Annotated in this window: 23 protein-coding genes; 5 read left to right on the top strand and 18 right to left on the bottom strand. The window is 54.6% G+C overall.

Annotated elements, in window-relative coordinates:
• Position 1 precedes the first annotated feature (1 nt).
• The 5 genes from CEK60_RS20415 to CEK60_RS20395 all read right to left on the bottom strand — a co-directional run bounded on the left by CEK60_RS20415 (position 2) and on the right by CEK60_RS20395 (position 5,882).
• A complete protein-coding gene (locus CEK60_RS20415; protein WP_089040566.1) occupies positions 2-1,960 on the bottom strand; it encodes a bifunctional 5-dehydro-2-deoxygluconokinase/5-dehydro-2-deoxyphosphogluconate aldolase in 1,959 nt (652 codons plus the stop codon).
• A gap of 90 nt (positions 1,961-2,050) precedes the next feature.
• The gene (locus CEK60_RS20410) at positions 2,051-2,848 is read right to left on the bottom strand and encodes a TIM barrel protein (RefSeq protein ID WP_089040565.1); all 798 of its coding nucleotides are present in this window, start codon (positions 2,846-2,848) and stop codon (positions 2,051-2,053) included.
• Positions 2,849-2,857: 9 nt separating this feature from the next.
• A complete protein-coding gene (locus tag CEK60_RS20405; protein WP_089040564.1) occupies positions 2,858-3,745 on the bottom strand; it encodes an ATP-binding cassette domain-containing protein in 888 nt (295 codons plus the stop codon).
• Between the two features lies 1 nt (position 3,746).
• The gene (locus CEK60_RS20400; RefSeq protein ID WP_089040563.1) at positions 3,747-4,877 is read right to left on the bottom strand and encodes an ABC transporter permease; all 1,131 of its coding nucleotides are present in this window, start codon (positions 4,875-4,877) and stop codon (positions 3,747-3,749) included.
• Positions 4,878-4,931: 54 nt separating this feature from the next.
• Complete coding sequence (locus CEK60_RS20395) at positions 4,932-5,882, bottom strand: sugar ABC transporter substrate-binding protein (RefSeq protein WP_089040562.1); 951 nt, start codon at positions 5,880-5,882, stop codon at positions 4,932-4,934.
• A 239-nt stretch (positions 5,883-6,121) separates the two neighbouring features.
• Between CEK60_RS20395 and CEK60_RS20390 the strand changes: the two genes are divergently transcribed.
• The 4 genes from CEK60_RS20390 (at position 6,122) to CEK60_RS20375 (ending at position 9,765) form a co-directional block, all read left to right on the top strand.
• Positions 6,122-6,991: a MurR/RpiR family transcriptional regulator gene (locus CEK60_RS20390; protein WP_089040561.1), complete on the top strand. Its 870-nt coding sequence runs from the start codon at positions 6,122-6,124 to the stop codon at positions 6,989-6,991.
• A gap of 37 nt (positions 6,992-7,028) precedes the next feature.
• Positions 7,029-8,024: an inositol 2-dehydrogenase gene (gene iolG, locus CEK60_RS20385; protein WP_089040560.1), complete on the top strand. Its 996-nt coding sequence runs from the start codon at positions 7,029-7,031 to the stop codon at positions 8,022-8,024.
• An 86-nt stretch (positions 8,025-8,110) separates the two neighbouring features.
• Complete coding sequence (gene iolB / locus CEK60_RS20380; RefSeq protein ID WP_089040559.1) at positions 8,111-8,914, top strand: 5-deoxy-glucuronate isomerase; 804 nt, start codon at positions 8,111-8,113, stop codon at positions 8,912-8,914.
• Between the two features lie 107 nt (positions 8,915-9,021).
• Positions 9,022-9,765: a sulfite exporter TauE/SafE family protein gene (locus CEK60_RS20375; protein ID WP_089040558.1), complete on the top strand. Its 744-nt coding sequence runs from the start codon at positions 9,022-9,024 to the stop codon at positions 9,763-9,765.
• 7 nt (positions 9,766-9,772) lie between these two features.
• Here the strand turns inward: CEK60_RS20375 and CEK60_RS20370 are convergent, their stop codons facing one another.
• From CEK60_RS20370 to CEK60_RS20330, 9 genes are all read right to left on the bottom strand, one after another.
• On the bottom strand, positions 9,773-10,666 hold the full coding sequence (locus CEK60_RS20370; protein WP_089040557.1) for an EamA family transporter: 894 nt from the start codon (positions 10,664-10,666) through the stop codon (positions 9,773-9,775).
• Complete coding sequence (gene phnX / locus CEK60_RS20365) at positions 10,663-11,481, bottom strand: phosphonoacetaldehyde hydrolase (RefSeq protein ID WP_089040556.1); 819 nt, start codon at positions 11,479-11,481, stop codon at positions 10,663-10,665. The genes CEK60_RS20370 and phnX overlap by 4 nt, the downstream gene beginning before the upstream one ends.
• Positions 11,481-12,617 (bottom strand): 2-aminoethylphosphonate--pyruvate transaminase, encoded by a 1,137-nt coding sequence (locus CEK60_RS20360; RefSeq protein ID WP_089040555.1) that lies wholly within the window; start codon positions 12,615-12,617, stop codon positions 11,481-11,483. The genes phnX and CEK60_RS20360 overlap by 1 nt, the downstream gene beginning before the upstream one ends.
• A gap of 53 nt (positions 12,618-12,670) precedes the next feature.
• Complete coding sequence (locus CEK60_RS20355; RefSeq protein ID WP_089040554.1) at positions 12,671-14,365, bottom strand: putative 2-aminoethylphosphonate ABC transporter permease subunit; 1,695 nt, start codon at positions 14,363-14,365, stop codon at positions 12,671-12,673.
• Complete coding sequence (locus CEK60_RS20350; protein WP_089040553.1) at positions 14,362-15,486, bottom strand: putative 2-aminoethylphosphonate ABC transporter ATP-binding protein; 1,125 nt, start codon at positions 15,484-15,486, stop codon at positions 14,362-14,364. The genes CEK60_RS20355 and CEK60_RS20350 overlap by 4 nt, the downstream gene beginning before the upstream one ends.
• A gap of 43 nt (positions 15,487-15,529) precedes the next feature.
• A complete protein-coding gene (locus CEK60_RS20345) occupies positions 15,530-16,579 on the bottom strand; it encodes a putative 2-aminoethylphosphonate ABC transporter substrate-binding protein (protein ID WP_089040552.1) in 1,050 nt (349 codons plus the stop codon).
• 143 nt (positions 16,580-16,722) lie between these two features.
• A complete protein-coding gene (locus tag CEK60_RS20340; protein ID WP_089040551.1) occupies positions 16,723-17,433 on the bottom strand; it encodes a UTRA domain-containing protein in 711 nt (236 codons plus the stop codon).
• Positions 17,426-18,154 carry an HAD family hydrolase gene (locus CEK60_RS20335; RefSeq protein WP_089040550.1) on the bottom strand — a complete coding sequence of 243 codons (729 nt, stop codon included), beginning with the start codon at positions 18,152-18,154 and terminating at the stop codon, positions 17,426-17,428. Before CEK60_RS20335 ends, CEK60_RS20340 begins: the two co-directional genes overlap by 8 nt.
• Positions 18,155-18,271: 117 nt before the next feature.
• Positions 18,272-20,971, bottom strand: coding sequence for a bifunctional diguanylate cyclase/phosphodiesterase (locus tag CEK60_RS20330; RefSeq protein WP_089040549.1), 2,700 nt, complete (start codon positions 20,969-20,971; stop codon positions 18,272-18,274).
• A 218-nt stretch (positions 20,972-21,189) separates the two neighbouring features.
• On the opposite strand from CEK60_RS20330, the gene CEK60_RS20325 reads away from it, so the two are divergent.
• The gene (locus CEK60_RS20325; protein WP_089040548.1) at positions 21,190-22,722 is read left to right on the top strand and encodes a GGDEF domain-containing protein; all 1,533 of its coding nucleotides are present in this window, start codon (positions 21,190-21,192) and stop codon (positions 22,720-22,722) included.
• Positions 22,723-22,736: 14 nt separating this feature from the next.
• Here CEK60_RS20325 and CEK60_RS20320 read toward each other — a convergent pair whose 3' ends face one another.
• From CEK60_RS20320 to CEK60_RS20305, 4 genes are all read right to left on the bottom strand, one after another.
• A complete protein-coding gene (locus CEK60_RS20320) occupies positions 22,737-24,041 on the bottom strand; it encodes a TRAP transporter large permease (protein ID WP_038478843.1) in 1,305 nt (434 codons plus the stop codon).
• Positions 24,042-24,064: 23 nt separating this feature from the next.
• Positions 24,065-24,628: a TRAP transporter small permease gene (locus CEK60_RS20315; protein ID WP_089040547.1), complete on the bottom strand. Its 564-nt coding sequence runs from the start codon at positions 24,626-24,628 to the stop codon at positions 24,065-24,067.
• A 79-nt stretch (positions 24,629-24,707) separates the two neighbouring features.
• On the bottom strand, positions 24,708-25,697 hold the full coding sequence (locus CEK60_RS20310) for a TRAP transporter substrate-binding protein (protein WP_089040546.1): 990 nt from the start codon (positions 25,695-25,697) through the stop codon (positions 24,708-24,710).
• Positions 25,698-25,729: 32 nt separating this feature from the next.
• Positions 25,730-26,719, bottom strand: a complete 990-nt coding sequence (locus tag CEK60_RS20305) for a LysR family transcriptional regulator (protein ID WP_089040545.1) — start codon at positions 26,717-26,719, stop codon at positions 25,730-25,732.
• Positions 26,720-26,980: the final 261 nt, after the last annotated feature.

Below are 26,980 nucleotides of genomic sequence, written 5' to 3'. Positions count from 1 at the left end.
CTTACGCCTCCTCGGTGTGGGCCAGTGTTTGCGGCTGCGCCTGCCTTAATTGCCGCCACGCCGTTATCAGTTCGGCATAGTTCTGGGCGACGCGCTCTACCAAGCTAGCGTCGTCGATACGTCCGGCCAGCCAATCACGACTCGCACTGGCAAATAGCGTGCGGCCAACGGTAAAACCCTTACAGCAGGCATGATTGGCGGCTGCTTCAAAGCCGCGTTTCATGTCGTCCATAGGGGCGTCGAGCCCGAGCAGTACAACCCCGCGGCAGTAGGCATCCTCGCGCTCAATCGTCTCGCCCACCGCCTGCCAGGCAACATCCGTCATTGAGGGTAGCTTCCACCAGTCTGGGCGAATGCCTAGGTTGTAGAGCCGCTGAAGGCTGCGCGGTAGCGTCGTGTTATCGCTTGGCATATCAGCGGGGGGGATTATCTCAATCAGTAACTCCAGCCCATAAGCACAGGCCGCCTGATAGAGCTGGCGCAGACGCTCCTCCTGCTCTAGGCGCAGCGAGAGTTCATCGTCAGGATGGTAGAACACCAAGCATTTAATGATCTGTTCTCTAGGCCAGTTGCGTAGGCAGGCACCTAAGTCATCGCCATGCTGGAAACGCAGCGGGCGTGAGCCTGGCAGCTCCACCGGCCGACCAATCCACCAGCCTTTTCCACTGGCTTGATTGAGTGCGTCTTGACCCAGCACGTCATCAACCAGGATAGCGGGAGTGGAGATGCCGCCCAGCTTGGCGCCCTCTTCAGCGGCGCTGACCAGGAGTTTTTTAAGCTTAGGAAGGCGCGCACTATCGGCATGCTCTTCGCGGGCCATATCGGTGAGTTGGCGACGATGGTCAAATGCCAATCCCAACACTTCGGGCCACTGAACGGGCACTCGGGTGGTGACGCGGTGCAGATGATTCAGGCGTTGATCGATATCCGGACGAGATACCTCATCCCGGCGCGCCAAGTAATCAAATAACTCGTCTTCAGTGGGCATGGCAGGGGCACAGCCATGGCGGGAGACCACCAGCGCGCCGCAGGCATTGGCATAGCTGGCACTGGTTTGCCAGGATTCATTGCGTAGCCAGCCACGTAGCAGCCCACTCATAAAGGCATCGCCAGCGCCCAGTACATTGAGTACTTCGACCTGAACGCCCTTGACCAGAATGCCATCTTCAATGCGGTCAGGAATCGCCCCTTCAAATACGACACAGCCCATGGGGCCCAGCTTGCATACCAGGGTCGCCTGGCTAACCTCACGCACCGCGCGCAGGGCCGTTAAGGTGTCGGTGTTGCCACCGGCAATATGGAACTCCTCTTCGGTGCCCACAATCAGGTCAAAATCTGGCAGCCAGCGCTGCAGGTCGGTGGTCACTTCATCATCGGCGATAAAGCGGGTTTCGCCATCGCCGGGGTTGGTCAGCCCCCACAGCACGGGGCGGTAATCGATATCCAGCACTCGCTTCACGCCATGCTGGGCGGCAGCGTCCAGTGCTTTGCGGCACGCCCGGCGAGTGGTATCGGTAGAAAGGTGGGTGCCGGTAATCGCCAGCGCCTTGGCCCGAGCGATAAATTCAGGGTCGATGGCGTCGGCGTCGATGGCCATATCGGCACAGTCGCGGCGGTAAAATAGCAGCGGGAAGCTTTCGCGATCTTTTAACGCCAGCAGCACCAAGCCGGTGTGGCGCTCGGGGTCGGTTTGTAGCGCGGAGGTATCCACCCCCACTCGTGCTAATTCCTCGCGAACAAAGTTGCCCATTTGTTCATCGCCGACCCGCGAGAGCATGGCAGACTTCAATCCCAAACGAGCGGTACCGTAAGCCATATTGCCCGAGCTACCACCTAGGTACTTGGCAAAGCTCGCCACGTCTTCTAAGCGGCTGCCAATTTGCTCGGCGTACAGGTCGACCGCCACACGTCCCAGGCAAATCAGGTCTAGCGGCCGGTGTTGACTATTGTTATTCAGCATAAATGTCTCCCCACGTCACAAATTCGTGGTATCGGGCAAAAGAGGGCACTGGGCATAAAAGCGTCTTGGGTGGCTATCGATGAGGCTTACCTAAAATGAGAAGGCAGCACGGAATCGATCAAGGGCGAGGCCGTCATCGCCAGAGGCCCAACCTTCTAACCCCACCGTGCCGCGATAACCTATGTCGTTCAGCGCTTGAGCAATGGCCGGGTAGTTAATCTCGCCAGTCCCCGGTTCGCAGCGCCCAGGCACATCGGCTACCTGCACTTCACCAATGTACGGCCCGCAGCGGCGAATCAATTCAATCAGATTACCTTCGCCAATTTGGGCGTGATAAACATCTAGCATGATGCGCAAGCTAGGCCGATCAACACTCTCCACTAGCGCTAGAACATCTTCCAAGCGAGCAAACGGCACGCCGGGGTGATCAACGTCGGTATTGAGGTTTTCAAGCACGAAGGTGACGTCACTCTTCTCGCCAAGATCTGCCAGCCGATTGAGCGTGTCGCGGGCTTTGAGCCACATAGCGCCCGTCATCTGCTGGCAAGGTTGAACGGGCAACCCATTACCATCTAGCCCGGTGCCATGCAGGTTAAGGCGCGGAATGCCAAGACGCTTTGCTACCTCAACCGACTCAGCGGCGGTGCGTAGCAGTTCATCTGCCCCGGCGGCATCTGCCAGGGTGCCGGTGACATAGCCGGTCATGGATGAAAACGTCGCCCCGCTATTGGCCAGTGCGTCAATGTCGTGCTTCGTCCAGTCCCAGATTTCGACTTGAAAGCCCAGTTCAGAAATACGCTTAACGCGTTCCAATATCGGCAAATCGCAGAAGATCATTTCAGCACAGACAGCCAGCGTGAACGGCGATGATGGGGTCAACTTATTCATCATGCTTCCTTAATAGCCGCTTGCCGCTCGCGGTGAAGTTTGCTCGGCGCTGCTTGCATCGGCAGGCTGAGTGTCTTGATCGGCTAAGCTGGCCTTCTTGGCTTTATCCTCCCGCTGGAATTCCGCAAGCTCTGCATCCAGGCTTTCAAGCTCAGCACCACCCGCCATCATGTTGAGCACTTCTTCGCGGCTGACTTCTTCTTTGCGGAAGGAGCCCAAACTACCGCCGCGTGACAATAGGGTGAACGCATCGGCCACAGGGTAAGCATGGTGGACATTGTGGGTAATAAAGATGACTGCAAGGCCATCTGCGCGGGCTTTGGCAATGTAGCGCAGTACAACAGACGCCTGCTTGACCCCAAGCGCGGACGTGGGCTCATCCAGAATCAGCACTTTGGCACCAAAATAGACGGCACGAGCAATCGCCACACACTGGCGCTCCCCGCCTGAAAGCGTGCCCACCGGCTGGCTTGGGTCGCGTACATCAATACCGATTTTGGACATTTCCTCTTTGGCAACCCGGTCGGCATATTTCCAATCAATGCGCTTTAAAGGCCCCCAGCCCACCGTCGGTTCGCGCCCCATAAAAAAGTTACGGGTAATCGACATCAACGGCACCATCGCCAGATCCTGGAAAACGGTCGCGATACCAGCGTCTAATGCATAAGCTGGGGACTTGAAACGAGCGGGTTTGCCATCCAGTAGCATTTCGCCGTGGGTGGGCTGGTGAACACCGGAAAGGGTTTTAATCAACGTCGACTTGCCAGCACCGTTATCCCCTAGCAGGCACATAACCTCACCGGAGTAGACCTGCATCGAGATATCACTTAAGGCGATAACACTGCCGAAGTGTTTGCTGACACTGCGCATTTCAATCATTGGCGTACGTGTGGTCATGTTATTTGGCCTCCATCGCCTTTTTGCGCATGTAATTGTTGAATAGCACCGCCACCAGCAACATCACGCCGAGGAAAACCTGGAACCAGTCGGTATTAACGCCGGTGTAAAAAATGCCCATTTGCACCATGCCAAAGATCAGTGCCCCCAGCGCCGCACCAATGGCAGACCCATAGCCACCGGTCAGCAAAGCACCGCCAATGACAACGGCAATGATGGCTTCCAGTTCTTTTAATAGGCCGCGAATGGTGTCCGCCGAGCCGGTATCCATCACCTGTATGCAAGCAAAGATGGTGGCGGAGAAAGCGGTGAACATGAACAGTGAAATCTTGACGCGCTGGACGGGAACGCCTGAGTTGCGCGCCGCATTGGCATCGCCACCGCTAGCGAATATCCAGTTGCCGTAAGGCGTGCACAGCAGCACCCAAGTCGCTACAGCGGTTAAGCCCAGCCACCAGACAATCGAGACAGGAATACCGGTAACCGTGGGGTTGCCCGCAAAGTTGGTCGCCATCCAGCCATTTGCTGCCATCCAGCTAAATAGGCCCGTAGCGACTTCTCCAGAGAAAAGCGCCGCAAACCAATCTCCGGGGATATGATCCTGCACTCCTCCTACCTGAGTACGCCCCGTCAACAAGCGACTGGTTCCGATAGCCAGGCCACGCAGAATGAACAGGAAGCCCAGGGTAACGATAAATGACGGCAAGCCTGTTTTATTGACCAGATTACCGTTAATCCAGCCCACCAAGCCCGCACAGGCGAACGCCAATAAAATTGCGGCCCATAGCGGCCAGCCATACTCCACCGCGGGGATGGCAATCAGGATGCCTGCCAAGCCAATCATCGAGCCAATCGACAGATCAAACTCTCCGCCGATCATCAACAACGCAGCCGCCGTGGCGATAATGCCGAGCTGAGCGGCAACTTCAAGAAAATTAATAATACCCGCTGGGGTAAACATCCCGGTGCCGCTGGAAGCAGCGATAAAGAAGGCAAGCACCAACACGGCACCGGCCAGCGCCCCCAACTCCGGGCGATTAAGCGCTTTCTTCCAGAAAGAGACTCTCTGGATACGCTCATCTTGATCAGCCGCTGCTGGCGCAACCGATGGTTTCGTTTCAGTGGAATTCATAGCGATCGACTCCCAAGGCTCGACACCGCCGAGCCTTTTCCGATTAGGTAGTTATCAGCGGATGCCCTGACTACTCAGCTCAATGACCTGAGCAGCGTTTTCTTGAGTAACAAATCCAGGGCCGGTGGCAACATCCCCTGCGGGCAGCAGACCGTTCTTGACGAACTGATCTAGGAACATGACAGGTAAATAGCCCTGCATGTACTGCTGTTGGTCGATCGCAAAGTCCAGCTCACCCGCATCCAAGGCTTCCAAAATACCGGGTGAAAGGTCAAAGGTGCCGAGAGTGAACATATCGGTTGCTCCCTGCTCACGCATGGCCCGAATCATCGGATCAGCGGCTAATGCACCCAAGGTCAACACACCACGCACATCACTGTTTTCGTTGAGGTAAGCGACAATGGCATTGCGAATATTGGTGGGGTCGTAAGTGGTCGCTAGCTGCTCAGCATTGCCATCGAAGCCGTCGACAAAACCATCACAGCGCTGGTCAAGTCCTTGGTTGCCTTGTTCATGGTTAACGCAGACGCCTTTCTCGACGCCCATCTCCTGCATGCGTTCAGCAGCTTGTTTACCTGCCTCATATTCACTCTGCCCAACGTGCAGCCGGGCACCATAATCCCTTGCCACGTCGCCACCTGAGTTAATAGTGATGACGGGTATGCCGTTATCGACAGCATTTTGCACAGCGCCGCCCAGGGCATTTTCGTCGGTAAAAGAGAGAATCAAACCATCAGGACCAGATGCCACTGCTGCTTCTACAAGCTGCTGCATCTTGGCCATATCAAAGGTGGAGGGCGCGCGATACTCCAAGCTAGCCCCAACGGTTTCAGCGGCGGCTTCTGCACCGTTTTTAACCACCGACCAGAAAGGATCAGAGGGAACGCCATGGGTCACCATGACGAAACGGCTCTCTTCTTGCTCTGGTTCCTGTGCTTGAACGACACCTGCCATTAATGCCGTGGTAGCGGCAGAGGCTAGAAGCCATTGAGATAGACGTGCCATAAATAATTCCTCATAACGTTATCGTTGTTGGTAGGGAAGTGGCATTAAATGCCTTGGCGTTATGAAATATAGATTCCAAACATCAGTTATAGCAAATTATTTATTCTATACTTTGGTATAAATGGAATATTTATTCCAATCAACTAGACTGCACAGCAACGAGTCACTTTGCTCAGTACTGCATATCCACTAGTACATAAGCAGAAGGCTGCTAGATGGGCCAACGCGAAGGAATTTGTATGCCACAACCACCACAGAGCTACCGTGAGTTGGAAACGCTGATCACCGCCGAGTACGCCACACTGAGCAAACGCTTACAGCAAACCGCGCGCTTTATGCTTGATCACCCTCAGGAAGTTGCTTTAGCGACCGTGGCCAAAATTGCCGAACAAGCGGATGTCACGCCATCCACCTTAATTCGATTAGCCAATAGCTTGGGCTTTAAGGGCTTTTCCGAAATGCAGCAGTTGTTTCGCAGCCGTCTGGTCGATGAGTTGCCTAACTACACCGAACGCATTCGCGCGGTACGCAGCGCCACCGGAGAAACACCCGATAGCACCCAACTATTATGGGAGTTCGCTGACGCCAACCGCGCCGTGCTTGAGCAGCTACCCAGCCGTATTGATCCAGAGAGCCTAGAGAAGGCGCTGGATATTTTTGAAAAGGCCCATGCGATTCATGTAATGGGCGCACGACGCAGCTTCATGGTCGCCAGCTACATGACCTATGCCCTGGCGCATGTGGATAAACCTGCGTTGCTGGTCAGCGGTTTGGGAGGAATGTACGGCGAGCAACTGCGCGCGATGAGCCAACACGACGCGCTACTGACCATTAGCTTCTCTCCCTATGCCGAAGAGAGCCAAAAAGCCTGCGAAGACGCCCATCAGCGCGGCCTACCCATTGTGGTGATTACCGATTCGAGCCTTAGCCCACTGGCGCGTTTCGCGGATGTTGCTTTCGTGGTTAACGAAGCTGAAGTGAAAAGTTTTCGCGGCTTGACCGCATCGCTCTGCTTAACCCAAGCCTTGGCAATTGCCCTGGGCGTGCGGCAAGACAAATCCCGGGACAAAGCCCAAGAAAAAGCCTCGACTAAAAAACGTAAGACATAAACACCAAGCCAACAGCAACAACAAACCAGGAGTGCTTATGAAACTCGCGCTTATCGGCGCTGGACGCATCGGCAAGGTGCATGCCCAGGCCATTTATTCACACCCCAACGTTACGCTGGTTGCCGTGGCTGATTTTCATCAGCCTGCCGCAGAAGCCCTGGCCGAGCAGTACGCTAGCCGAGCGGCCTCTGTGGATGAAATCTTCGCAGATGATGAAATTGATGCCGTACTGATTGCTTCAAGCACGCCTACGCATGCGGAGTATCTGGAGCGTGCCGCCCGTGCAGGCAAGGCGGTTCTGTGCGAAAAACCTATCGCCCTGGATTTAGCGCGCACGCGCGATGCCCTACAGGTACTTAGCGAACACCCGGTGACCTGCGCGTTAGGCTTTAACCGCCGCCACGATCCTCAGTTTGCAGCATTAAAAAAAGCGATTACCGAAGGGCGTATTGGCGCACTTGAAACGCTGACGATTATTAGCCGCGACCCCTCTCCCCCGCCTGCCGAGTATGTGGCTGAGTCCGGCGGTCTGTTCCGCGACATGATGATCCATGATCTTGATATGGCTCGCTGGTTGCTGGATGAGCCGATTGAAAGTGTCTTTGCCGTCGGTAGTAGCATCATTGACCCAGCGATTGGTGAAGCAGGTGATGTAGATACCGCCATGGTCACCCTTACCACCGCCAGTGGCAAGCTGTGCCAAATCAGCAACTCACGGCGCGCTAGCTACGGCTACGATCAGCGTATCGAAGCCTTTGGCAGCCAAGGCATGCTGCAAGTCCAGAACGAGAGCGACACTCGGCTGCGTTTTACGGGGGAAGCAGGCCAAGTGGAGGATAAACCCAAGTGGTTCTTCCTGGAGCGCTACGCCCAAGCCTACCAACTTGAAATTGGCGACTTTGTCGCCGCCTGGCAAGAGAAGCGTGCGCCACTCGCCGGTGCCCAAGATGGCCTAGAGGCGTTGCGCTTAGCCGATGCAGCGGAGCTTTCATTGCGTGAAGGTCGCAAAATACTGCTCGACGCCTCGGTCTAAACAGACGCAGACGGGTCTGTGTAGACCTTGCATATCGACAACAACTAGCTGCCAACCGAGCAGCTAGCCATCAGAAGGAGCGATATATGGCTTCACTACTGGTACGCCCCACCGCCCCAGATGCCCAAGGCACCGTGATTGACGTTACCCCTGAATCGGCTGGCTGGACGCACGTTGGCTTTCGGGTGCATAAACTCGCCAAGGGCCAGCGCCTGGAGGCCAGCAGCGATGACCAGGAAGTCTGCCTGGTGCTGCTCACCGGGCGGGCCACAGTGACCTGCGGCGAGCACCGCTTTGAAGACATCGGCAAGCGCATGGATATCTTTGAGCAGATCCCTCCCTACGCGGTTTATCTGCCTGACCATGTTAGCTACGCGGTGGAAGCGACCACGGACTTAGAGCTAGCGGTGTGCGCTGCCCCTGGGCATGGTAATCACGCCCCAAGGCTGATTTCCCCCGACAACATCAAGCAGAGCACCCGTGGCCAGGGCACTAATACCCGCCACGTACACGATATTCTGCCGGAAACCGAGCCCGCCGATAGCCTACTGGTGGTTGAAGTATTCACACCCGCGGGCAACTGGTCGAGCTACCCGCCACATAAACACGATGTGGATAACTTACCTCACGAATCATACCTGGAAGAGACCTACTACCACCGTATTAACCCTGAACAAGGGTTCGCCTTTCAGCGCGTTTACACCGATGACCGCAGCCTTGATGAAACCATGGCGGTAGAGAACGGTTGCTGCGTGCTGGTACCCAAGGGCTACCACCCTGTGGGCGCTTCCCATGGCTACTCGCTCTACTACTTAAATGTCATGGCGGGGCCCAAGCGGGCGTGGAAATTTCACAACGACCCGGATCACGAATGGTTGATGAACGCTTGATGGAACGACTCTTCGCCCGCTAACGTTTATCTAATGCTATGCTTTATAGCCCCGCTGATGCGGGGCTTTTTTGTGCATTACCTTTAATAGAAGACCATAGAGGCCCTATGCTTCCCGATTACTCCACCATCGCTTGGGTGTTGATTGTATTTTCTGTTTACCTGACTGGCGTTTCAAAAGGTGGTTTCGCGGGCGGTTTCGGCACGCTCTCGGTGCCGCTAATGGCACTGGCGATCAGCCCCACCCAAGCGGCAGGCCTGCTGCTACCGCTACTGCTGGTGATGGATGTATTTGCGGTGAAGGCATGGTGGGGCAAGCAGGATGCTACTGAGGTCTGGCGCTTTGTGCCGGGGCTGTTTATCGGCGTGACGGTGGGGACGCTGCTGTTTGGCAGCTTAAGCGAACAGGGCTTACGCCTGACGCTCGGCGTTATCACCTTGCTGTTCGCCGCCTATATGCTGCTCAAGCCCGTTTCTAAAAAACCAATCTCCACTCGCTGGGCATTGCCAGCGGCAAGCGTCTGCGGCTTTACTAGCTTTATGGCCCATGCGGGCGCGCCGCCGCTAAACGTTTATCTCCTGCCGCGCAAACTATCGAAAGAGACCTTTATTGCCACCTGTGCAGTAACCTTTGCCGTAGTCAACACGATCAAGCTAGCGCCGTATATGTGGCTGGGTGAAATCAATGTCACCAGCGCCTGGGCATCGTTGCTGTTGGTACCCGTCGCTTGGATCGGCGTGCGCAACGGGCTGTGGCTGCAAAGCCGCGTCAACGAAGCGCTATTTTACCGCCTCGTGATCCTGGCCATGTTCTTGGTGGGAATCAACCTAATCTGGCAAGCGGTCAGCTAGCACGAGCTTAAAGTGCCACCAGCAGCAGCCCACTCAACATGATCAGTGTACCAGCGGCTTTTGCCGTCGATGCAGGCTCTTTTAGCCACAGTACACCCATTAATACCCCCACCGGAATAGAGAGCTGGCGCAGCGCCACGACGTAACTCACTTCGTCGGTTAGTGCCAGGGCCATGAGTACCAAGCCATACGTGCAGGTCATCATCAACCCAGTGACGACCAGCATCACTAGGCCTTGCTGGCGGATGGCGGGCAACCGGCGACGCTCCGTGGGCAGCAGCATCAGCAGCGGAATCGCCCAGGTTAAGGTCATCACTGCTTGTAACGCCATAAACACCGCGCCGGCGGTCAAGCTGCTATGACCGGCTAGCTGCATCAACACCAATGCCTGTTTATCTATCAGCGAATAGCCAACCGTGCCGGCGGCTGCCAACAGTGCAAACCCCATAGCTGGTGTTAAGTAGGTCGATAGCCTACGCGCCTCTGGATGGCTTAGCGGCAGGCACAGCGCCCCCGCCACCACCAAGGCCATGCCAATGCCATCCGCCACATCCAGCGCGCGGTTGCCGAGCAGCGCAATGGATACGAGCGGCACAAGCACCACCGGCAGCGCCCGAGCGATGGGATAAAGCACGCTGACTTCCCCACGCGCATAGGCCCAGGCTAAGCCACCCATATAGAGCATTTGGCACAGCCCTGAAAGCGCCAGCCATCCCCAAAATGCGTTGGGTAGCGCCGCTAATGATGGCCCAAGCCACACTAGCGGCAGCAACAACACACCGCCTGCCCCGTATGCCAAGGCAAAAAAAGCCAGCGACGGCGCATTGCGCTTACCCAGCACGTTCCACCCAGCATGCATACACACCGAAAACAGCACTAACGCCAGTGCGGCTGGGCTCAAGGGCGCTCTCCTCGCTGTAAACGGGCATTTATGTCATCTACAACGCTTGGCAGCTCGGCGATAGTGGCAATGCTGTAGTGCGGTTTTGAGGGAGCAAACTGTGCGGCTACTCGCTCGTGGGCGGCATAGCGCTCGCTATCGCTTAGCGCTTGATACTGATCGTAACTTAGCCCCAAGGCGTTGCCTGAGCAAGTGAGTGCGACCGTCCACATTCCTGCACAGCGCCCTTCAAGTATGCCTGGGGCGGTATCATCCACCTTGATACAGGCAGCAACATCACTGATGCCTAACGCAATGACATTGGCCAGCGCCTGGGCAGGGTGTGGGCGACCGTTGGGCACCTCGTCGGTGGCTACCACATGATCCACCTTCAGACCATTATCGGCGGCTAGCGCCACCACCTTTTCCATCACCACGGCCGGATAGCCAGAGCACGAGCCGATCTTTAGCCCCTGCGCTCGCAACCAAGTGAGCGTATCCAGCGCCCCAGGAATCACCGCCGAGTGATCGGCAATTTTGGCGATCTGCAGCGGCATAAAGCGTTCATAAAGCGCCGTCACATCGGCATCAGTCGGCAGGTGGCCGACGGCTTGGAGAAAGCGCTCGGCTATCTCAGGCTGATTGCACAGCGTGTGGATATGGTCCCATTTGCCCATGCCCATCGGGCCGCGTGCTTCTGCTAGGCTGATCGCCACACCCAGTTCGGCAAAGGCTTCGACAAATATCTGGGTCGGTGCGAAGGAGCCAAAATCGACCAGCGTACCCGCCCAGTCACAAATCACCGCCTGCAGGCATTGAGGAGATTGATAGTGCATCAGGCACTCCTTGATTCAATGAAGAGAGAAACACCCATATTCGTTAGGGCGTCTTGAATAACACTGAGTAACTGCTCAATCACCGCCGCATCCAACTGGCCAATGCAGCCGATGCGAAAACTTTCGACGTCAGTTAACTTGCCCGGGTAGATCAAAAAGCCACGCGCCTTCAGCGCTGCATAGAACGCCTTAAATTCAAACGCAGGGTCGCTAGGGCTCAAAAAGGTGGTGATGATCGGCGATAGCCACTCATCTTCTAAAAGCGTGCTGAAGCCTAACGCCCGCATGCCTTTTACCAGCACATTACGGTTGTGGGTATAACGTGCGCAGCGCCCCGTCACACCGCCCTCTTCCCGGTGCTGGGCAAGCGCCGCTTGAAAGGCCACCACCGTATGCGTGGGCGGAGTAAAGCGCCACTGGCCAGTGCGTTCCATGTAGTCCCACTGGGCGTGTAAATCCAGGCTCAGCGAGTGGGCACGCCCCTTACCAGCAGCAAGTAGCGTCTGGCGAATGATCACAAAACCAAAGCCCGGTACGCCTTCGATGCACTTATTGGCCGATGAGATCAGCACATCAATAGGCGTTTTTGCCAGGCTAATCGGTACGCCTCCAAACGAGCTCATAGCGTCAACGATCAGCGTTTTCCCATGATCACGCACCACCTCAGCGATGGCTTCCAGCGGGTTCAAAATGCCGGAGCTGGTTTCGCAGTGAACCAGAAACACTGCGGTAATGTCAGCATCTTGCTGTAGCAGCGCCGCCACTTCGTCGGGTTGCGGCGGTAGGTAGTCACCTTTGTCCAGCGTCACATAACGGCGGCCCATCATATTGAGCAGTTGAGCAGCCCGCTTGCCGTAAGCGCCGTTCATTAGCACCAACACCTTGCCGTTGGGGTCGGTTGCGCAGGCCAGCGCACTTTCAACGGCGAACGTGCCGCTGCCTTGCATCGGCACGCAGGCATAGACGTCGCTTGCCGCCTCGGCCATGGCAAGCAGTTGCGCACGCACATCGGCAGTGACGCGATTAAAGTCGTCATCCCAGGAGCCCCAGTCCCGCAACATGGCTGCTTTGGTCGCCTGGGAGGTGGTTAGTGGCCCTGGGGTTAAGAGATAAGGTGCTTGTGAATGATTCATCATTTTGGTCTATACCAGATTATAAGCACATATTAGCCGCTGGCGTAGCGGGCTGTTTAGCCCGCCTGACGCCAACGCTGAGCGTTGTTTAAGAGAACGTGGGTAAGCGCCGTGTGGAGTAGTTTAACCACCAGGGAGGTAAGGAAAATCAGCACAGCCATGGCCGCGGCGCTAGCAAAATAGCCCGCCTCGTCCAGATGCAGCACCGCCACTGAAGCAAGCCGCGTATCGCTGTTGTAGAGGAACACTACCGCAGACACTGTCGTCATCGCATTGACGAACAGGTAGACAGAAATATCCAGCACGGCAGGCAGCGATACCGGTAATGTCACGCGGCTAAACGTGGTCCAGAACGGTACTTTTAACGAGGCCCCCACGGCTTCAAACTCCGGATCGAGCTGTTTCAGCGCAGTGACAGAGGTGAGGTGACACACCGTATAGAAGTGCACTAGCGTGTTGAGCACCAGAATCGCCATGGTGCCGTAAAGCCAGTTAAGGGGGTTACCTGCCTGGTTGAAAAAGAAGATATAAGCCAGACCCAGCACCATACCCGGCACCGCCATGGGTAGCATGGCCATAAAATGCAGGCCTTGGCGCAGCGGGCGATAGCCTTCGCTCTTTTCAATCAGCCACGCATTGAAGAAAATCACCAGTGTCCCCACTAACGCGACGCTAAAGGCCAGTTTGAGAGAGTTAAACCACGCCCCCCAGCCACCGCCGGCTAAGCCCTGAAAGGTGTAATGCTGCAGCGTGAACGACAGGTTATAGGGCCAAAACTGTATGAGCGACGCATACACTGCGGTACCAATGACCAGCAGAATAATGCCCGCGACCGAATAACACAGCAGCGCAAACGTCCAGTCTCGCAGCGGGCTAGGCGTTGGCTGCCAGGGTACTGCCCGAGCCGAGAGCTGAGCCACTTGGCGTTTCTGTATCCAGCGGTCGACGATGAACGATAGCACTGCAGGCATCAGTAGAATAACGCTAACCACCGCGCCCATTTGAAAGTTCTGCTGCCCCACCACTTGGCGATACACATCAGTGGCGAGCACGCTGAATTGGCCGCCAATAATTTTCGGCACACCAAAGTCGGTAATGGCCAGCGTAAAGACAACGAACAGGCATGAAATCAGCCCGTAACGCACCCCGGGCAGCGTAATCGTCAAAAACGTACGCCACTTCGGCGTGCCCAATGCTTCTGCTGCTTCATAGAGGCGTGCATCGCTATTGGTCAGCGCAGTGGTTAGCAACATTAGCGCATGAGGAAAAATCCAGAAACTCATGCCCATCACAATGCCAATCGGCCCATAAATCGAATGCCCTGCCAGCACGTCGCTCAAAAACCCCTGGTTACCAAACAGATAAACCAAGCTAATGGCGGGTAGCAACGAAGGGGCTAGAATGGGCAAAATCGCCAACATTCGAAACAGCCGTTTGCCAGGCATGCAGGTACGGGTAATGCCGTAGGCGCATAAAAAGGCGAGCCCTGCGACGACCACCGTCGTAGTGAACGCAACGCGCAATGAATTGGCGATCGAATTGACCAGTGCTGGCGTTTGAAAATACTGCACAAAGTTAGCTAGCCCAATAAAGTCGCCGCTGCGGTCTTGCAGGCTTTTCACCAACATTGCAAATAGCGGAAACAGCAGGCCGAACACTAACAGCGCCACAGCCGCTAGCAGCACGATCAGACGTATCAATGCTTCCAGCGAAGGCGTTGCTGCAGGCGCTGAAAATATACTCGCCTTCATGACTGGTTGCTCCCTGCCGGATATAAGCGGGCAGCATCGGCAGGCAAATGGACACCCAAGGTTTGCCCTAGCCGTAATCCTAGTGTGGCGCTATCACGGCTGGGAACATCAGCTAGCAACCATTGTTCGGTATTGTTAAGACGCAGCGATACCCGCTGAAACGCACCTAAAAACTCAATGCCCATAACATCACCGCTCAGCCCAGTGGTGCTGGCACTAAGCGCGACTGCTTCGGGGCGAATGGCCAGTTGAGCTGCTTGGCCTTGCGGGTAGGCGTGCGGCAAACAAGGGCAGGAAATAGTGCCTAGCAACGCGTGGTTATTCGCCTGTGCGGTCACCTCTAAAAAGTTCATGGTGCCGATAAATGACGCCACAAAAGCGCTAGCGGGCTGGTGGTAGATCTCGGCAGGCGTACCCACTTGTTCGATCACCCCGTGGTTCATCACTACGATACGATCAGCCATGGTGAGTGCTTCTTCTTGATCGTGGGTCACCATAATGGTGGTCACGCCAAGGCGCGCCTGTAGCGCTTTGATCTGATGTCGCAAATGGCCGCGCACCCTCGCATCCAGCGCTGAGAGCGGTTCATCAAGTAGCAACAGGCCGGGCTCAGTAGCCAGCGCCCGCGCCAACGCAACCCGCTGCTGTTGCCCACCAGAAAGCGCGGCAGGATATTTATGTTCGCTGCCACTAAGATCAACCAGCGCAAGTAACTCCGCCACGCGGGCATCAATCGTCGCTCGATTACTGCGACGGTTGCGTAACCCGTAGGCAACGTTGTCGAACACCGTCAGATTGGGAAACAGCGCATAAGATTGGAACACGATGCCAAAATCCCGCGCCTGCGGGGGCAGCGTGGAAATATCCTTGCCGCGCTGAATTAAGCTACCTGCTGTTTGCTGAGCTAAGCCTGCAATAGTGCGCAACAGGGTTGTTTTGCCACAACCTGAAGGCCCTAAAAAACATACAAATTCGCCTTCCTGAATCTGTAGCGCAATGTTGTCCAGCGCGGTAAAGCTACCGAAGCGCTTGGTGACACCATCTATGCTTAGGTGCGCGGAAGGTGAGAGGGTTTTCGCCGCCGAGTGAGCCGTCAGCGGCGATGTCAGTGTGGTCTGCATAACATCTCCAAGCCCCAGCCTTGGCCGGGGCAGCTGTTCGTGCTTACTGTTCGGTTTTACCGTCGTAGCGGCGCTGCCACTCTGCTAGCACACGTTCGCGGTTAACCGCGGCCCACTGGAAGTCGGCATCAATCATGCGATCGGCAATGTCAGTGGGATAGTTTTCAATCGGCTGTGCCACACCGGGATAGGCCACCACGGCGTAGCCTTCGTTATAGAGTTCGTTAGCCTCGCGGGAAACGGCCCAATCCATCAGCGTTTGTGCAGCTTCCTGTTTGGCGGTTCCCGCAACGATGGCGGCAGCTTCCATATCCCAGCCAAGCCCCTCTTCCGGGAAGATCACTTCAATCGGTGCGCCTTGGGATTTTAACCGTGCACCACGGAAGGCAAACGACACACCGACTGCTGCTTCACCGGTGGCCGCCAGGCTGCAAGGAGCAGAGCCGGAGTGGGTGTAACGGGAAATATTGTTATGCAGGCGGTCCATGTAATCCCAGCCCTGCTCTTCGCCCCATAGCTGCATCCAGCTGGCTACATCCAGATAACCGGTACCCGAGGAGTTGGGGTTAGGCATAATCACATGCCCTTCAAACTCAGGCTGGGTCAGGTCTTCCCAGGAGGTCGGCATCGGCACGCCCTGACGCTCGCCTTCAATGGTGTTGTAGCAAATGGCCGCGACCCAGGCGTCCATGCCTACCCACGCAGGGTCTTCACCGTTACGGTAAGCAGCATCAATAAATTTTTGATCAAGGTTTTCAACGCCTGCGGGCGCATAGCGCTCCAGCATGTCCTCTTCTTCAAGCACCAGCAGACTGGTGGCGGCTAAGCCCCAGATGACGTCTGCCTGGGGATTATCTTTTTCCGCCAGCAAGCGCGCAGTAATCACGCCCGTAGAATCTCGCACCCAGTTAATGGTGATATCGGGGTGAGCGGCATTGAAGCGTTCGGCGTATTTTTGCAGGTCATCTGACTCAACGGCGGTGTACACCGTTAGCTCAGTGGCGCTAGCCATCGAAGTGAAGGCAACGGCAGTCGTTGCAAGCAGAGCAGTTGCAATCTGAGTAGGTTGGAACAAACGGCGAAGTTTCGACATGGTAGGCTCCCAGCGTTTTGGTATAGACCAGAAGTTTGCCGTCGTTAGATGACAGTGCGATGACGCTTGTTTGACTGATTTTTTAAGTTGTTATGTACGCGTATGGATGGGATCTCGTGAGCGTCCTTGTCTCTGCAATCAGGCTACTGCTGACCCGACAGCTCAACACGGATGCATAACGAATCGTGTAACCAGTGCTCTTCGTCATACTCAATGGGGCGCTGTTGATCATCAAAAATGGCGCGGCAAATGTTTAGCCCGGCCGCACCTGGGGCAACGAGTAATTCTTCTGCATCTAATGGCGACAGCGCTTCGGACACCATGCGTATCGAGCGATTGGCCAAGTGATGCCCCCACCGCCCTCTTAACAACCCCCAGAGTGATTGTCCGCTGTAGATGTCTAGCAATTCTGGCGCACGCTCTGGCACCACCCAAAGCGACTCCACCAGCACAGCGCGATCATCCACGTAGCGGCGACGGCGAATATGGTGAAACGGCTGGTCATCGGGCAGCCCCAAGGCACGGGCTGCCGCCAGGTGTGAGCGGGTTTCCAGCTTTAGAACCGCCGTGCGTGGTTGCCGCCCCTGAGCGCCCACATAGTCATTAAAGCCTGCGTCCCGGGTGGGGTCATACACCAGCCGGGCCGGTGAAATGAACCAACCACGCCGATTGCTGCGATGGATGAGCCCTTCCCCCTCCAGTTGCGCTAAGGCTTGGCGTAACGTAACGCGGGTCGTAGAGAAGCGCTCCGCCAACGCTCGCTCAGCGGGCAACCTGCCTTCCCACTGCGTGGCATGCTGGGTAATTAAATAACGAAGCTGTTCCGTTAACTGTAAATAGTAGGCATCAGGCATGCGCCGATTTTCCTGATAGATCGTTGGCCGATGAAGCGTCTGTCGACGCTGCCATCCGCCAGTCTAAGCGCTGCCACCCTTCTACACTAGCCACCTCAGCCAGCACGGGATCAGGGTTAACCGCCACTGGGCAGTCGACATACTGCAGCAGCGGGATATCGTTGCGGGAATCTGAGTAGAACGTTGTATGGCTAGGGGCAATTTTTTGCTCGGTTAACCACTGCTGAAAACGCACTACTTTCCCCCCACGGTAAGAAAGCACGCCTTTGCTATGGCCGGTGTAGCTTGCCCCGCTTGCCGCTTGTTCGACACTAAGCTCTACCGCCAGCACATGCTCAATCCCTAACATCGTCGCAATCGGCGCGACCAGGTGATGCGATGACGCAGAAATAAGGACCAGGATATCGCCTGACTGACGGTGCGCGTCCAGGCAGCGCCAGGCTTGATCAAAAATACGGGGCTGCAAATGGGTAGCGACAAAGCGCTCAACTTCTTTTTGTACATCGATTACTCGGCGGCCCCGCAGCGGCGCCAAGGTCATTGCCAAGTACTCCTCTAGCTTTAACTTACCGGCGTGGTAAGCCTGCTGCATCTGTTCGGCACGGGCTATAAAGGTCTCGGCATCACTGATCCACCCCTGCTCAATCATCCATAAATTCCAGCGGTCGCTGCAGTCTCCATCCAGGAGGGTGTCATCAAGATCAAACAGAGCGAGGCGCATGTGGCACTCCTTTTTTCGCGAGTTCGGCGGCGCGTAGGGTATGCCAACGATGATGACAGGACGATGACGCCATTACTGAGAATGGAAATTGCTCGCCCTACCTGTCAATAAAATGGCTTAAGGGGTTAACCACATTGAGGCAAACTCATCGGCGGGTAGCGGACGACCAAACCAGTACCCCTGAGCTTCGCTGCAGCCCATTTGTGCGAGCAAATCGGCCTGGGCAGGGCTTTCAACGCCTTCTGCAAGGGTTTTCATATCAAGCGTGTCAGCCATAGCGATAATGGTTTGCACAATCGCCCGATCATGGTGGTTATCGAGCATGTCACGCACAAACGAAATATCTATTTTTAACGCGTCCGCAGCAAAGCGCCGTAAATACGAGAGCGATGAGTAGCCTGTACCGAAGTCATCAATAAACAGCGCGTAGCCAGCCTGACGCATAGCCTGAGTAATTGTGACCGCCTGATCGGGATCACGCATAAAATCACTTTCAGTGAGTTCAAGCGCAATGGTGTCTGGAGGTACACAGGCGGTTAGCTTAGCCACATGTGCGGTTAGCTGAGGGTCGGCAAATTGTTGCGCTGAAATATTGATTGAGAGCCTACCTGGCAGTGGCGTATTACCGGCCTGCCAAACACTTAACTGACGTGCCGCTTCTTCTAGCACCCAGTCTCCCAGCATGCGGATCAAGCCACGCTCTTCCGCCAAAGCAATAAACTCGCTAGGGCTTACCCATCCCCACTCAGGGTCAAACCAGCGGCACAGCGCTTCAGCCCCCGTCAATGTTTTGCTCGTAAGACTGAACTGCGGTTGAAAATAAAGCTGTAAGCGCCGCTCAGTAATGGCTTGATGCAGGCGCTCGGTCATCCATTGGCGGCGCTCCAGCGTCTGACGCATCACTTGTGTATAGGGGCATACGCTATTATCACGGCGTTTTGCGTGATGGAGTGCGATACTGGCTGCGTTAAACAGCTCACCGGCCTCCGCTACATCGCTTGGATAGCTAGCAATCCCGATACTGACATCGAGGTTAAAAATACGATGCCCCAGCTGGATAGGGCGTTTGATAAGTTCGCATAACTGAAACACCACTTCTTGAAGGCGAACATCCTCAATGCTGGGCAACAGTACGGTAAATTCATCACTGGAAAGTCGTGCGACAGCGCTTTTAGATAGGCTAGCTTGCCGTAAGCGCTCGGCCACGGTTGCGAGTAACTGATCTCCTACCTCGTGGCCATGTAAATCATTCACCTCTTTAAAGCGCCGGATATCCAGCAGCAGCAGCGAAAGAGAGTCACCCTGACTAGATGCCTCTTTTCCCATACTGGCCAATAGCTCCATAAAGCGCGCACGATTAGGCAATCCTGTTGTGCTGTCTGTATAGGCAAGACGTTGCATGTGACGATGATCACGGCGACGTTCTAGCTCACCGGCAGCACCCGTAGAGAGAATTTTCAACACGGAAGTTGCAAACGCATTGGTCGTCAGTGGTGTTTGATAAAACACCATCATCACACCAATGGCATCGCCCTTAGCATTATCCAAGCGGCGGCCTATCCACGCCTGGGTACTTAACGAGGTTCCCGGCAGCGTAAACGCATGGCCACTTTGAACAACGCTTTCGCCTTCAAACACGACTCGTTCAGCAGGCGTTCCCTGCAGCATAAACGTTTGGTTATCTATTAACTGGCCATTCGCGACTAAACTAACGGTCTGGGCTGCTGTTGCGGGTAGCACCGCGTTTATCTTATTAGATGTTCCCAAAGGCTGTGGAACGGGTTGATCCAGTAACGCGATAAATCCAGCATCTGCTTCTAATAACGTGGCTAACGTGATGATTAGCTGGTGGAAGTAATCGTCTCCTACGCGTGAGGTAACTGTAGAGGCTACTTGTACCACCGCATCCTGCACGCGTTGTGATTCGTGCTGGTCGGTCACATCTGAGATAAAGCCCTCGAGATAGGCCACATGGCCATCATCATCGATAACAGCTTGCCCTTGCTCCCACATCCAACGGTAACTGCCGTCCCGATGGCGCAATCGGTACACCACACGATACGGCTGACGCTGCTGGATTGCCTGTTGTGCGACTAGATGAACGCGATCTTGATCGGCTTCGTGTATGAGGGAGGCAAAACTGATGAGTCGATTATCTTGTAATTCGTCCGGATGATAGCCCGTGAGCGCCTCAGCCCCTTGGCTAACCAACTGCATCGTCCAGTGTTGATCATTTAGGCAACGGTAGGCCATGCCAGGAAGGTGATTAAGCAATGTGTTTAAACGCCGCTCACTCTCTCGGGCCAATTCTTCACTTTGACGAAGTGCTTGCTCGGCTTGGCAGCGGCCAAGCTCGGCTCCCGCTTGAGCGGCCACAATGCGCAAGATTTCGTTTTCAAGCCCATCGAGCTGCATCGGTTTATTGCTTAACACCGCCAAGATGCCAATGGCCGAGCCATCGGATGAAAACAGAGGCAGTCCCATGTAACTCTCTGCACCCAGTTGGCTGAGCAGCTCGTCTTTAGGAAAGCGCGCCTGAACATCGCAGGCATACAAGCAAGGTTCTCTACCTACAACCGTTTCACAAGGCGTTCCCATAAGAGGATAAGCGATATTTTCCTGATGATCGTTATTTGACCAAACGGCCAATGTTGTAGCCATATGCGCCTCGGTGACCACAGCGATCAACGCATGATCAATCCCAAGCAGTTGGGCAAGTTGCTCGACAAGCGTCGTATAAAAGTCAGGTCTTCCGCTACGTCCTAAACCTTCCGCCAACTGACGGAAAATCTCCGACGCTTCGTTTCTGGTGTGCATTGGCGCACTCACTTTTGTCATCGTAGAGCAGCTGCCCACAGAGCACTGTTATAATAAGCTGTTGCAATAAAATGCAGCGGGCTACAGCATAAACAGTTATTTTACTGATTTACCATGCCTATCTATGACTCTGCTAACACACGCAGACGCTATAATTGATTATTTAGCACATAACTTAGTGGCTGCTCGCTATGCTGGACAGCACGTTGAGGGATAATATGACGAGCCGTTTAGCGGAAGACAAAACACTTTATACTTCGCTCACTAGCGAGCTTCCCAGTTTTCTTGGTAATGCGTTATTACGCTCGGCTAGCCTACCTTCGCTTCCTGCTATTGCCATGCAAGTGCTTGATATCGCACGCTCCCCCCGAGCTTCTCTGAGTGACTATGCGCGCGTTATTGAACGCGACCCTGGGTTAACGGCGCGCCTTATTGCGGCCGCGAATAGCGTGCACTACCTGCGTTCAGCTCATCCTGCACAAACCAGCTTGGAAGCCACCCAGCGACTGGGATTAGACGCAACGCTCGCCACCGTATTGAGCTTCACTCTGTTTCCCTGGCCACCTACAGAGAACGCGGCTCTGCAAACATGGCGACGCGCCATTGTTGCCGCCGTGGTAGCAAGCAAGCTGGCTCACCAACTCTGCCCCGCACAGGTTGGCAGCGCATTCACGCTTGCCCTACTGCAAGATATAGGCATTTTGGCGATCCTCTCTACCTACCCAGACGAGGCCGAGGCACTATACGCTGAACGCAGAATGTCTCACGCACAGTTGGTCAACGCTGAACGCCGCCACTTTGGCAGTGACCATACACTGATTGGTGCTTGGTTAGCCGCCAAATGGGGGCTACCGTCCTCGATCGTGCATGCTATTGACCAAAGCCATGACGGTTTTTTAACCGATGACATGGCGACACTCTGCCTGCGTTTATCCGGCCCAATCGCCGATGCATGGCTCAGCCCTGAACCAAGCACCACCTTAGCAATGTTGCTTAGGCAGTTAGCGGTCACAGAAACACTGCCTACGAATGTCATTGAAGCGCTTTTCCATCGCTTGTCAGAACAAATTGATTTATTAACAGATATTTTGGAGCTCACCGTACCCGCGCCTGTGGATAGCCAAACACTGCTGGCGGACGCACAACAGTTGCTCTATCAACACTCTTTGACGCTCACCGCACGATTAGATGCTCAGCAACAGCAGTTGGATACACTACAGCTACATAATTCTGCATTAGAAGAACGCAGCCGTATTGACCCACTCACTCAATTGGCTAACCGTGCGTGGTTAGAGCAGCAACTCCAGGAACGTTTTGCGCTTTGCAATGAGCAAGGCCGCACAATGTCAGTGGTGTTTATCGATTTAGATCATTTCAAAGTGCTTAACGACCAATATGGCCACCAGGCAGGCGACTTAATTCTGGAACGTTTTGGTAAAACGCTCGCGTCATTAACTCGCTCAGGCGACTTGGCTGGTCGCTATGGCGGTGAAGAGTTTTTAATTATATTGCCCGATGAGACCGCTCAAACTGCGAGACAGTTAGCCGAACGCATTGCGCTGCATTTAAATGAGCAACCGATGTTGGAAATTGACCAAGAAGCACTGTATATCACTGCCTCTATGGGCATTGCGTGTTTAAGCGATGGCAACTTCAGTAATGAGCGGGAGCTGATAGATGCCGCCGACCAGAGCATGTATTTCATCAAACGCTCTGGCCGCCGGGGCATCTCCATTCATGGCCAAGATTAACCGTTAGCCGTCTACTATCTGTTCAGTGCCTGGGGAAGATACAAGGCGATTTCAGGGAAGAGATGCATAAAAGCAATCGCCAGCAGCATCAGCAGGAAGAATGGCAGTGTGGCTTTCGTGATGGTGACAATATCTTTACCGGTGAGTCCTTGAATGACAAATAGGTTAAAGCCCACTGGCGGTGTAATTTGCGACATCTCAACCACAATCACCAGATAGATACCAAACCAGATCAGATCAAATCCAGCGGCGCTAACCACGGGCATAATAATGGCCGTGACTAGCAGAATCAGTGAAATACCATCCAAAAAACAGCCCATGATCAACAGCAGCACCGTTAAGGCCACTAGCAGCATCGTGGGGGATAGCCCCATTTCACCGATCGTGCGAGCTAGCTGCATTGGCACCTGAGTAAAGCCCATCGCAGAGGTCAGAAATGACGCGCCAGCAATAATAAAAGCGATCATGCACGCGGTACGTACTGCGGCAAATAACGAGCTGGTAAAAATGTCTCGGTTAAAGTGGCCATTAAAATGCGCAATGACCATCGACAGCACAACGCCTACCGCGGCAGCTTCTGTTGGTGATGCTAGGCCGCCATAAATCGATACGATAATACCGCCAATCAGCAGCAGAATTGGCACCAGCGACCAGGTATTGCGTAGCTTCTCAACAAAGCTCATGCCCGACTCATCAGCACCAGTTAACCCGTTTCGGTTACCTTTCAACAGTGCCCACAGCACCAGATAAGTCATAAACATGGCTAAGATCATCAGCCCCGGCCCAATGCCTGCCATAAATAGCCGAGTAATGGACTGCTCAGTCACTACGCCATAAACAATCAGCACGATGGAAGGCGGAATCAGCAAACCTAGCGTTGAAGCGCTGGCCAATGTACCAATCGCCATGTTGCTGTCATAGCCGCGTCGCTCAAGTTCCGGCAGGGTCATTTTCCCCACCGTTGCACAGGTCGCCGCTGAAGAGCCACATACGGCGGCAAACATGCCGCTGCCAATGATATTGGTGTGGAGTAAACGTCCTGGCAGGCGATTTAACCAGGGCGACAAGCCACGAAACATATTGTCGGCAAGACCTGAGCGAAACAGAATCTCCCCCATCCAGATAAACATCGGCAACGCCGTTAAATCCCAGCCATAGCTTGCTCCCCAAAAATCCGAGGCAAGAATAGGGCCGGGGTCGAAGGGACTAAAAAACTGAAGCGCAACCCAAGCAGTGCCAATCAGAGCAAAGGCAATCCAGACGCCACTGCCTAACAGCACCACAAGGGTAAAGATGGTAGCCAAACTAAGTAATAGCACGAGGGTGTCTCCTGGGTAGCGTCTTAATGCGCTTCGTTGTCGTCGATGGCGGTTGCTTCACGGAAGCTCGCAGGGTCGTGGATAGCGATACGCAGCGCTATCCACAAGGCTTCCAGAAGTGCCAATGCCAAGAGCCCTACTCCAATAACTAATACCGATTGCGGTATCCATAAGGGAATCGATAAAAAGCCTGACGATACATCGTTATATTGAAGGCTTTCTCTTGCTAGCCCAATCAAGCCATAAGCCAGCAACAGGCTGATCACTACCGCAATGAGTAACCCAAACACCTCAAACCAGACGCGTATGGCTGAGGGTAGTCGCGAGATAAGCAACGTCACCCGAATATGCGCATGGTGAACAAAGGTGTAGGCAAGCCCAAGAAACGTTGCCCCAACTAACAGATAAGACGCCATTTCAGAAACGCCGGTGATGCTCACGCCGAGCCGGCTAAGGCCAACCAAAACAAGCAGCGCATCTACTAACCGAAACGTAACCTGCAGTGCAATAAGTGTACAAATAGCCACCATACACGCGGCAGCACCCCAAGCACCGAGGCGGTAGAGTTTGTCGAATTTAAACATCATGTTCGCAGTCTCATTGAGCGCGTGGGTGGTAAGGGCGGCACAAACAGCCGCCCTTAAAGCCAACATTAGTTGTTAAGACTCAGTTACCGCGTTGTTCGCGATAGCTCTCTAAGGCTTGTTTTGCGTCATCGTCAGCGCGGGATTCCCAGTCGGCAAACAGCTCATCGCCCGCCGCTTGCAGAGCAGCAGACACCGTCTCGTTAGGCTGAGAAACTGAGATGCCATTTTCCTTCAGCGCCTCCAAGCTAGTTTCATTGTTCTCGCGACTCATCTGCCAGCCACGCTCTTCAGCCCGAGCAGCCGCTTCCATCAACGCGTCTTGGGTAGCTTCATCTAAACGATCAAAGCTGCGCTGACTCATAAACACAATATTCTTAGGCAGCCACAAGTTGGCATCGGTGTAGTCGGTCACATAGTCCCAGGCTGCCATGGAGTTACCGGTAGAACTGGACGTAATCATGGCATCCACACGACCGGTGCTAAACGCAGTAGGAATATCAGACTCTTCGGTTTCTGTCGGGCTGCCACCTAAATTATCAACGAAACGCTGAGTATTAATATTTGGCGCACGCACCCGCAAGCCGTCGAACTGATCGGGATCGGTTAACGGCGCAGAGGTGTAAATGCCCTGCGCTGGCCAAGCGACAGCATACAAAGGCACCATTCCTTCATAGTCAAATAGCTCAGTAATCATCGGCTTGGTGGCTTCCCACAAGGCATAGGCATCTTCATAGCTACCGGCTACCCCCGGCAGCGTATCCACTTCGAAAATAGGGTCATCGTTGGAAAGAATGGAGAGGAACACTTCGCCAGCATCAATCGTACCGCGGCGCACCGACGGCTTAATTTCACCATGTGAGACCAGAGAACCACCGCTGTGCACCGTAATGGTTAACTCACCGTTTGTGGCCTCAGCCACATCCTCTGCAAACTGTTTATTGTTCTGGGTATGGAAGCTTGCATCACCATAAGGCGTTGCCATGGTCCATTCAGCCGCATGGGCGGTCGCCGCAGCGGCAAGACTGCAAGCGGTCACTAACAGTAATGGCGTTGTTATACGTTTATGCATGGGGACGTCCTCTTATTCATATTAATGGAAGTTCAGGTTGATCGAGGTGTTGCTTCGGGAGTGGTAGGGGTTGCGCTAGGGCGAACCCAGCGGCCGGTAAAACTTGTGTTTGCCATGTCAGCGCACCGCTCTATGGCATAGTTAGCTGCACATTCTTGGGCGATCCGCCCCACACTTCGGCAAAAGCGAGGATGATTCGCACTGCGCCATATCACATCATAGTTCATAGGCGGTAACGGCACGGGTAGCGCTAAACGGTATAGATCACCCCGCCGCCACTCATCTAATACGGTGGCGACCGGAAGCGCACCGATTCCCAGCCCCTCCATCGTCATTCGTGCAATGGTCATCAATGTGCTAACGCTATGGATACGAGGCTGCTGAACGCCCACATCAGAAAGGTAACGAACCAGTTCTTCGTAGGGGCGAGCCTGCCTGCCAAAGGAAATAAACGGCAACGACTGGCACCAAGCGTTGGGGTGTTCGCTTAGCAGCGCGGCATGACGAGGTGAAACAAACATGCCCATCTCATAAGGACTTAACGTCTCGCACTCAATTTGCTCCGGAGCCAAGTAACCATTCATTGCCAGCAAAATATCAATCTCGTTGCGCATCAGCCGATCATTAAGAGCCGGCGAGTAATCAACTGTTAACTCGATAATGAGTTCTGGAAAACGCTCAGTAAGCTGCTGAATGAACGCGGGAAACCAGCTATGTGCAATGGTTTCAATGGTGCCGAGCCTAAGGGGCGCAGAAAATGTCTCGGCACTATCAAATAGCTTTAGCGCCTCATCACGCTGGTGCAGTATGCGCTCAGCATGCAGAAAGAACTCGCGGCCACGCATGGTCGGCTGAACCGGACGCGCCGAGCGCTCAAGCAATAGCTCACCTACGGTGCTTTCCAAGCGTGAAATACGCTCAGAAACAGAAGGCTGCGTGATATGTAGGCGTACCGCCGCCTTGCGAAAAGAGCCAAGCTTTACCGCCCATACAAAAGCGTCTAGCTCCTTGAAATCAAGCATACATTTGCCTAACCAACGGTTGCAGTAACATCGGCGGGGATTCCTACACAGCGCAGGTAACGTCGCGCGCAGTGCCGCCCCCTAGCGCAATGTGTCACTGGGTGAAATGGTCGCATTGCTGTGTAATGCAATCTTAGGGCCAGCATGGTGGGATTACCCACTGTTTTTCGCTGAACAGTGTCTAGCTGAACAGCGATGAGCTGGCTCATGGCCGACGTTTGCATGTTTCACTCCTCAAAACGACTCACTGACCCCCGATTA

Source organism: Halomonas sp. N3-2A, from assembly GCF_002216165.1.
GTDB lineage: Bacteria > Pseudomonadota > Gammaproteobacteria > Pseudomonadales > Halomonadaceae > Vreelandella.
This window is presented reverse-complemented; position numbering and strand designations above follow the sequence as displayed.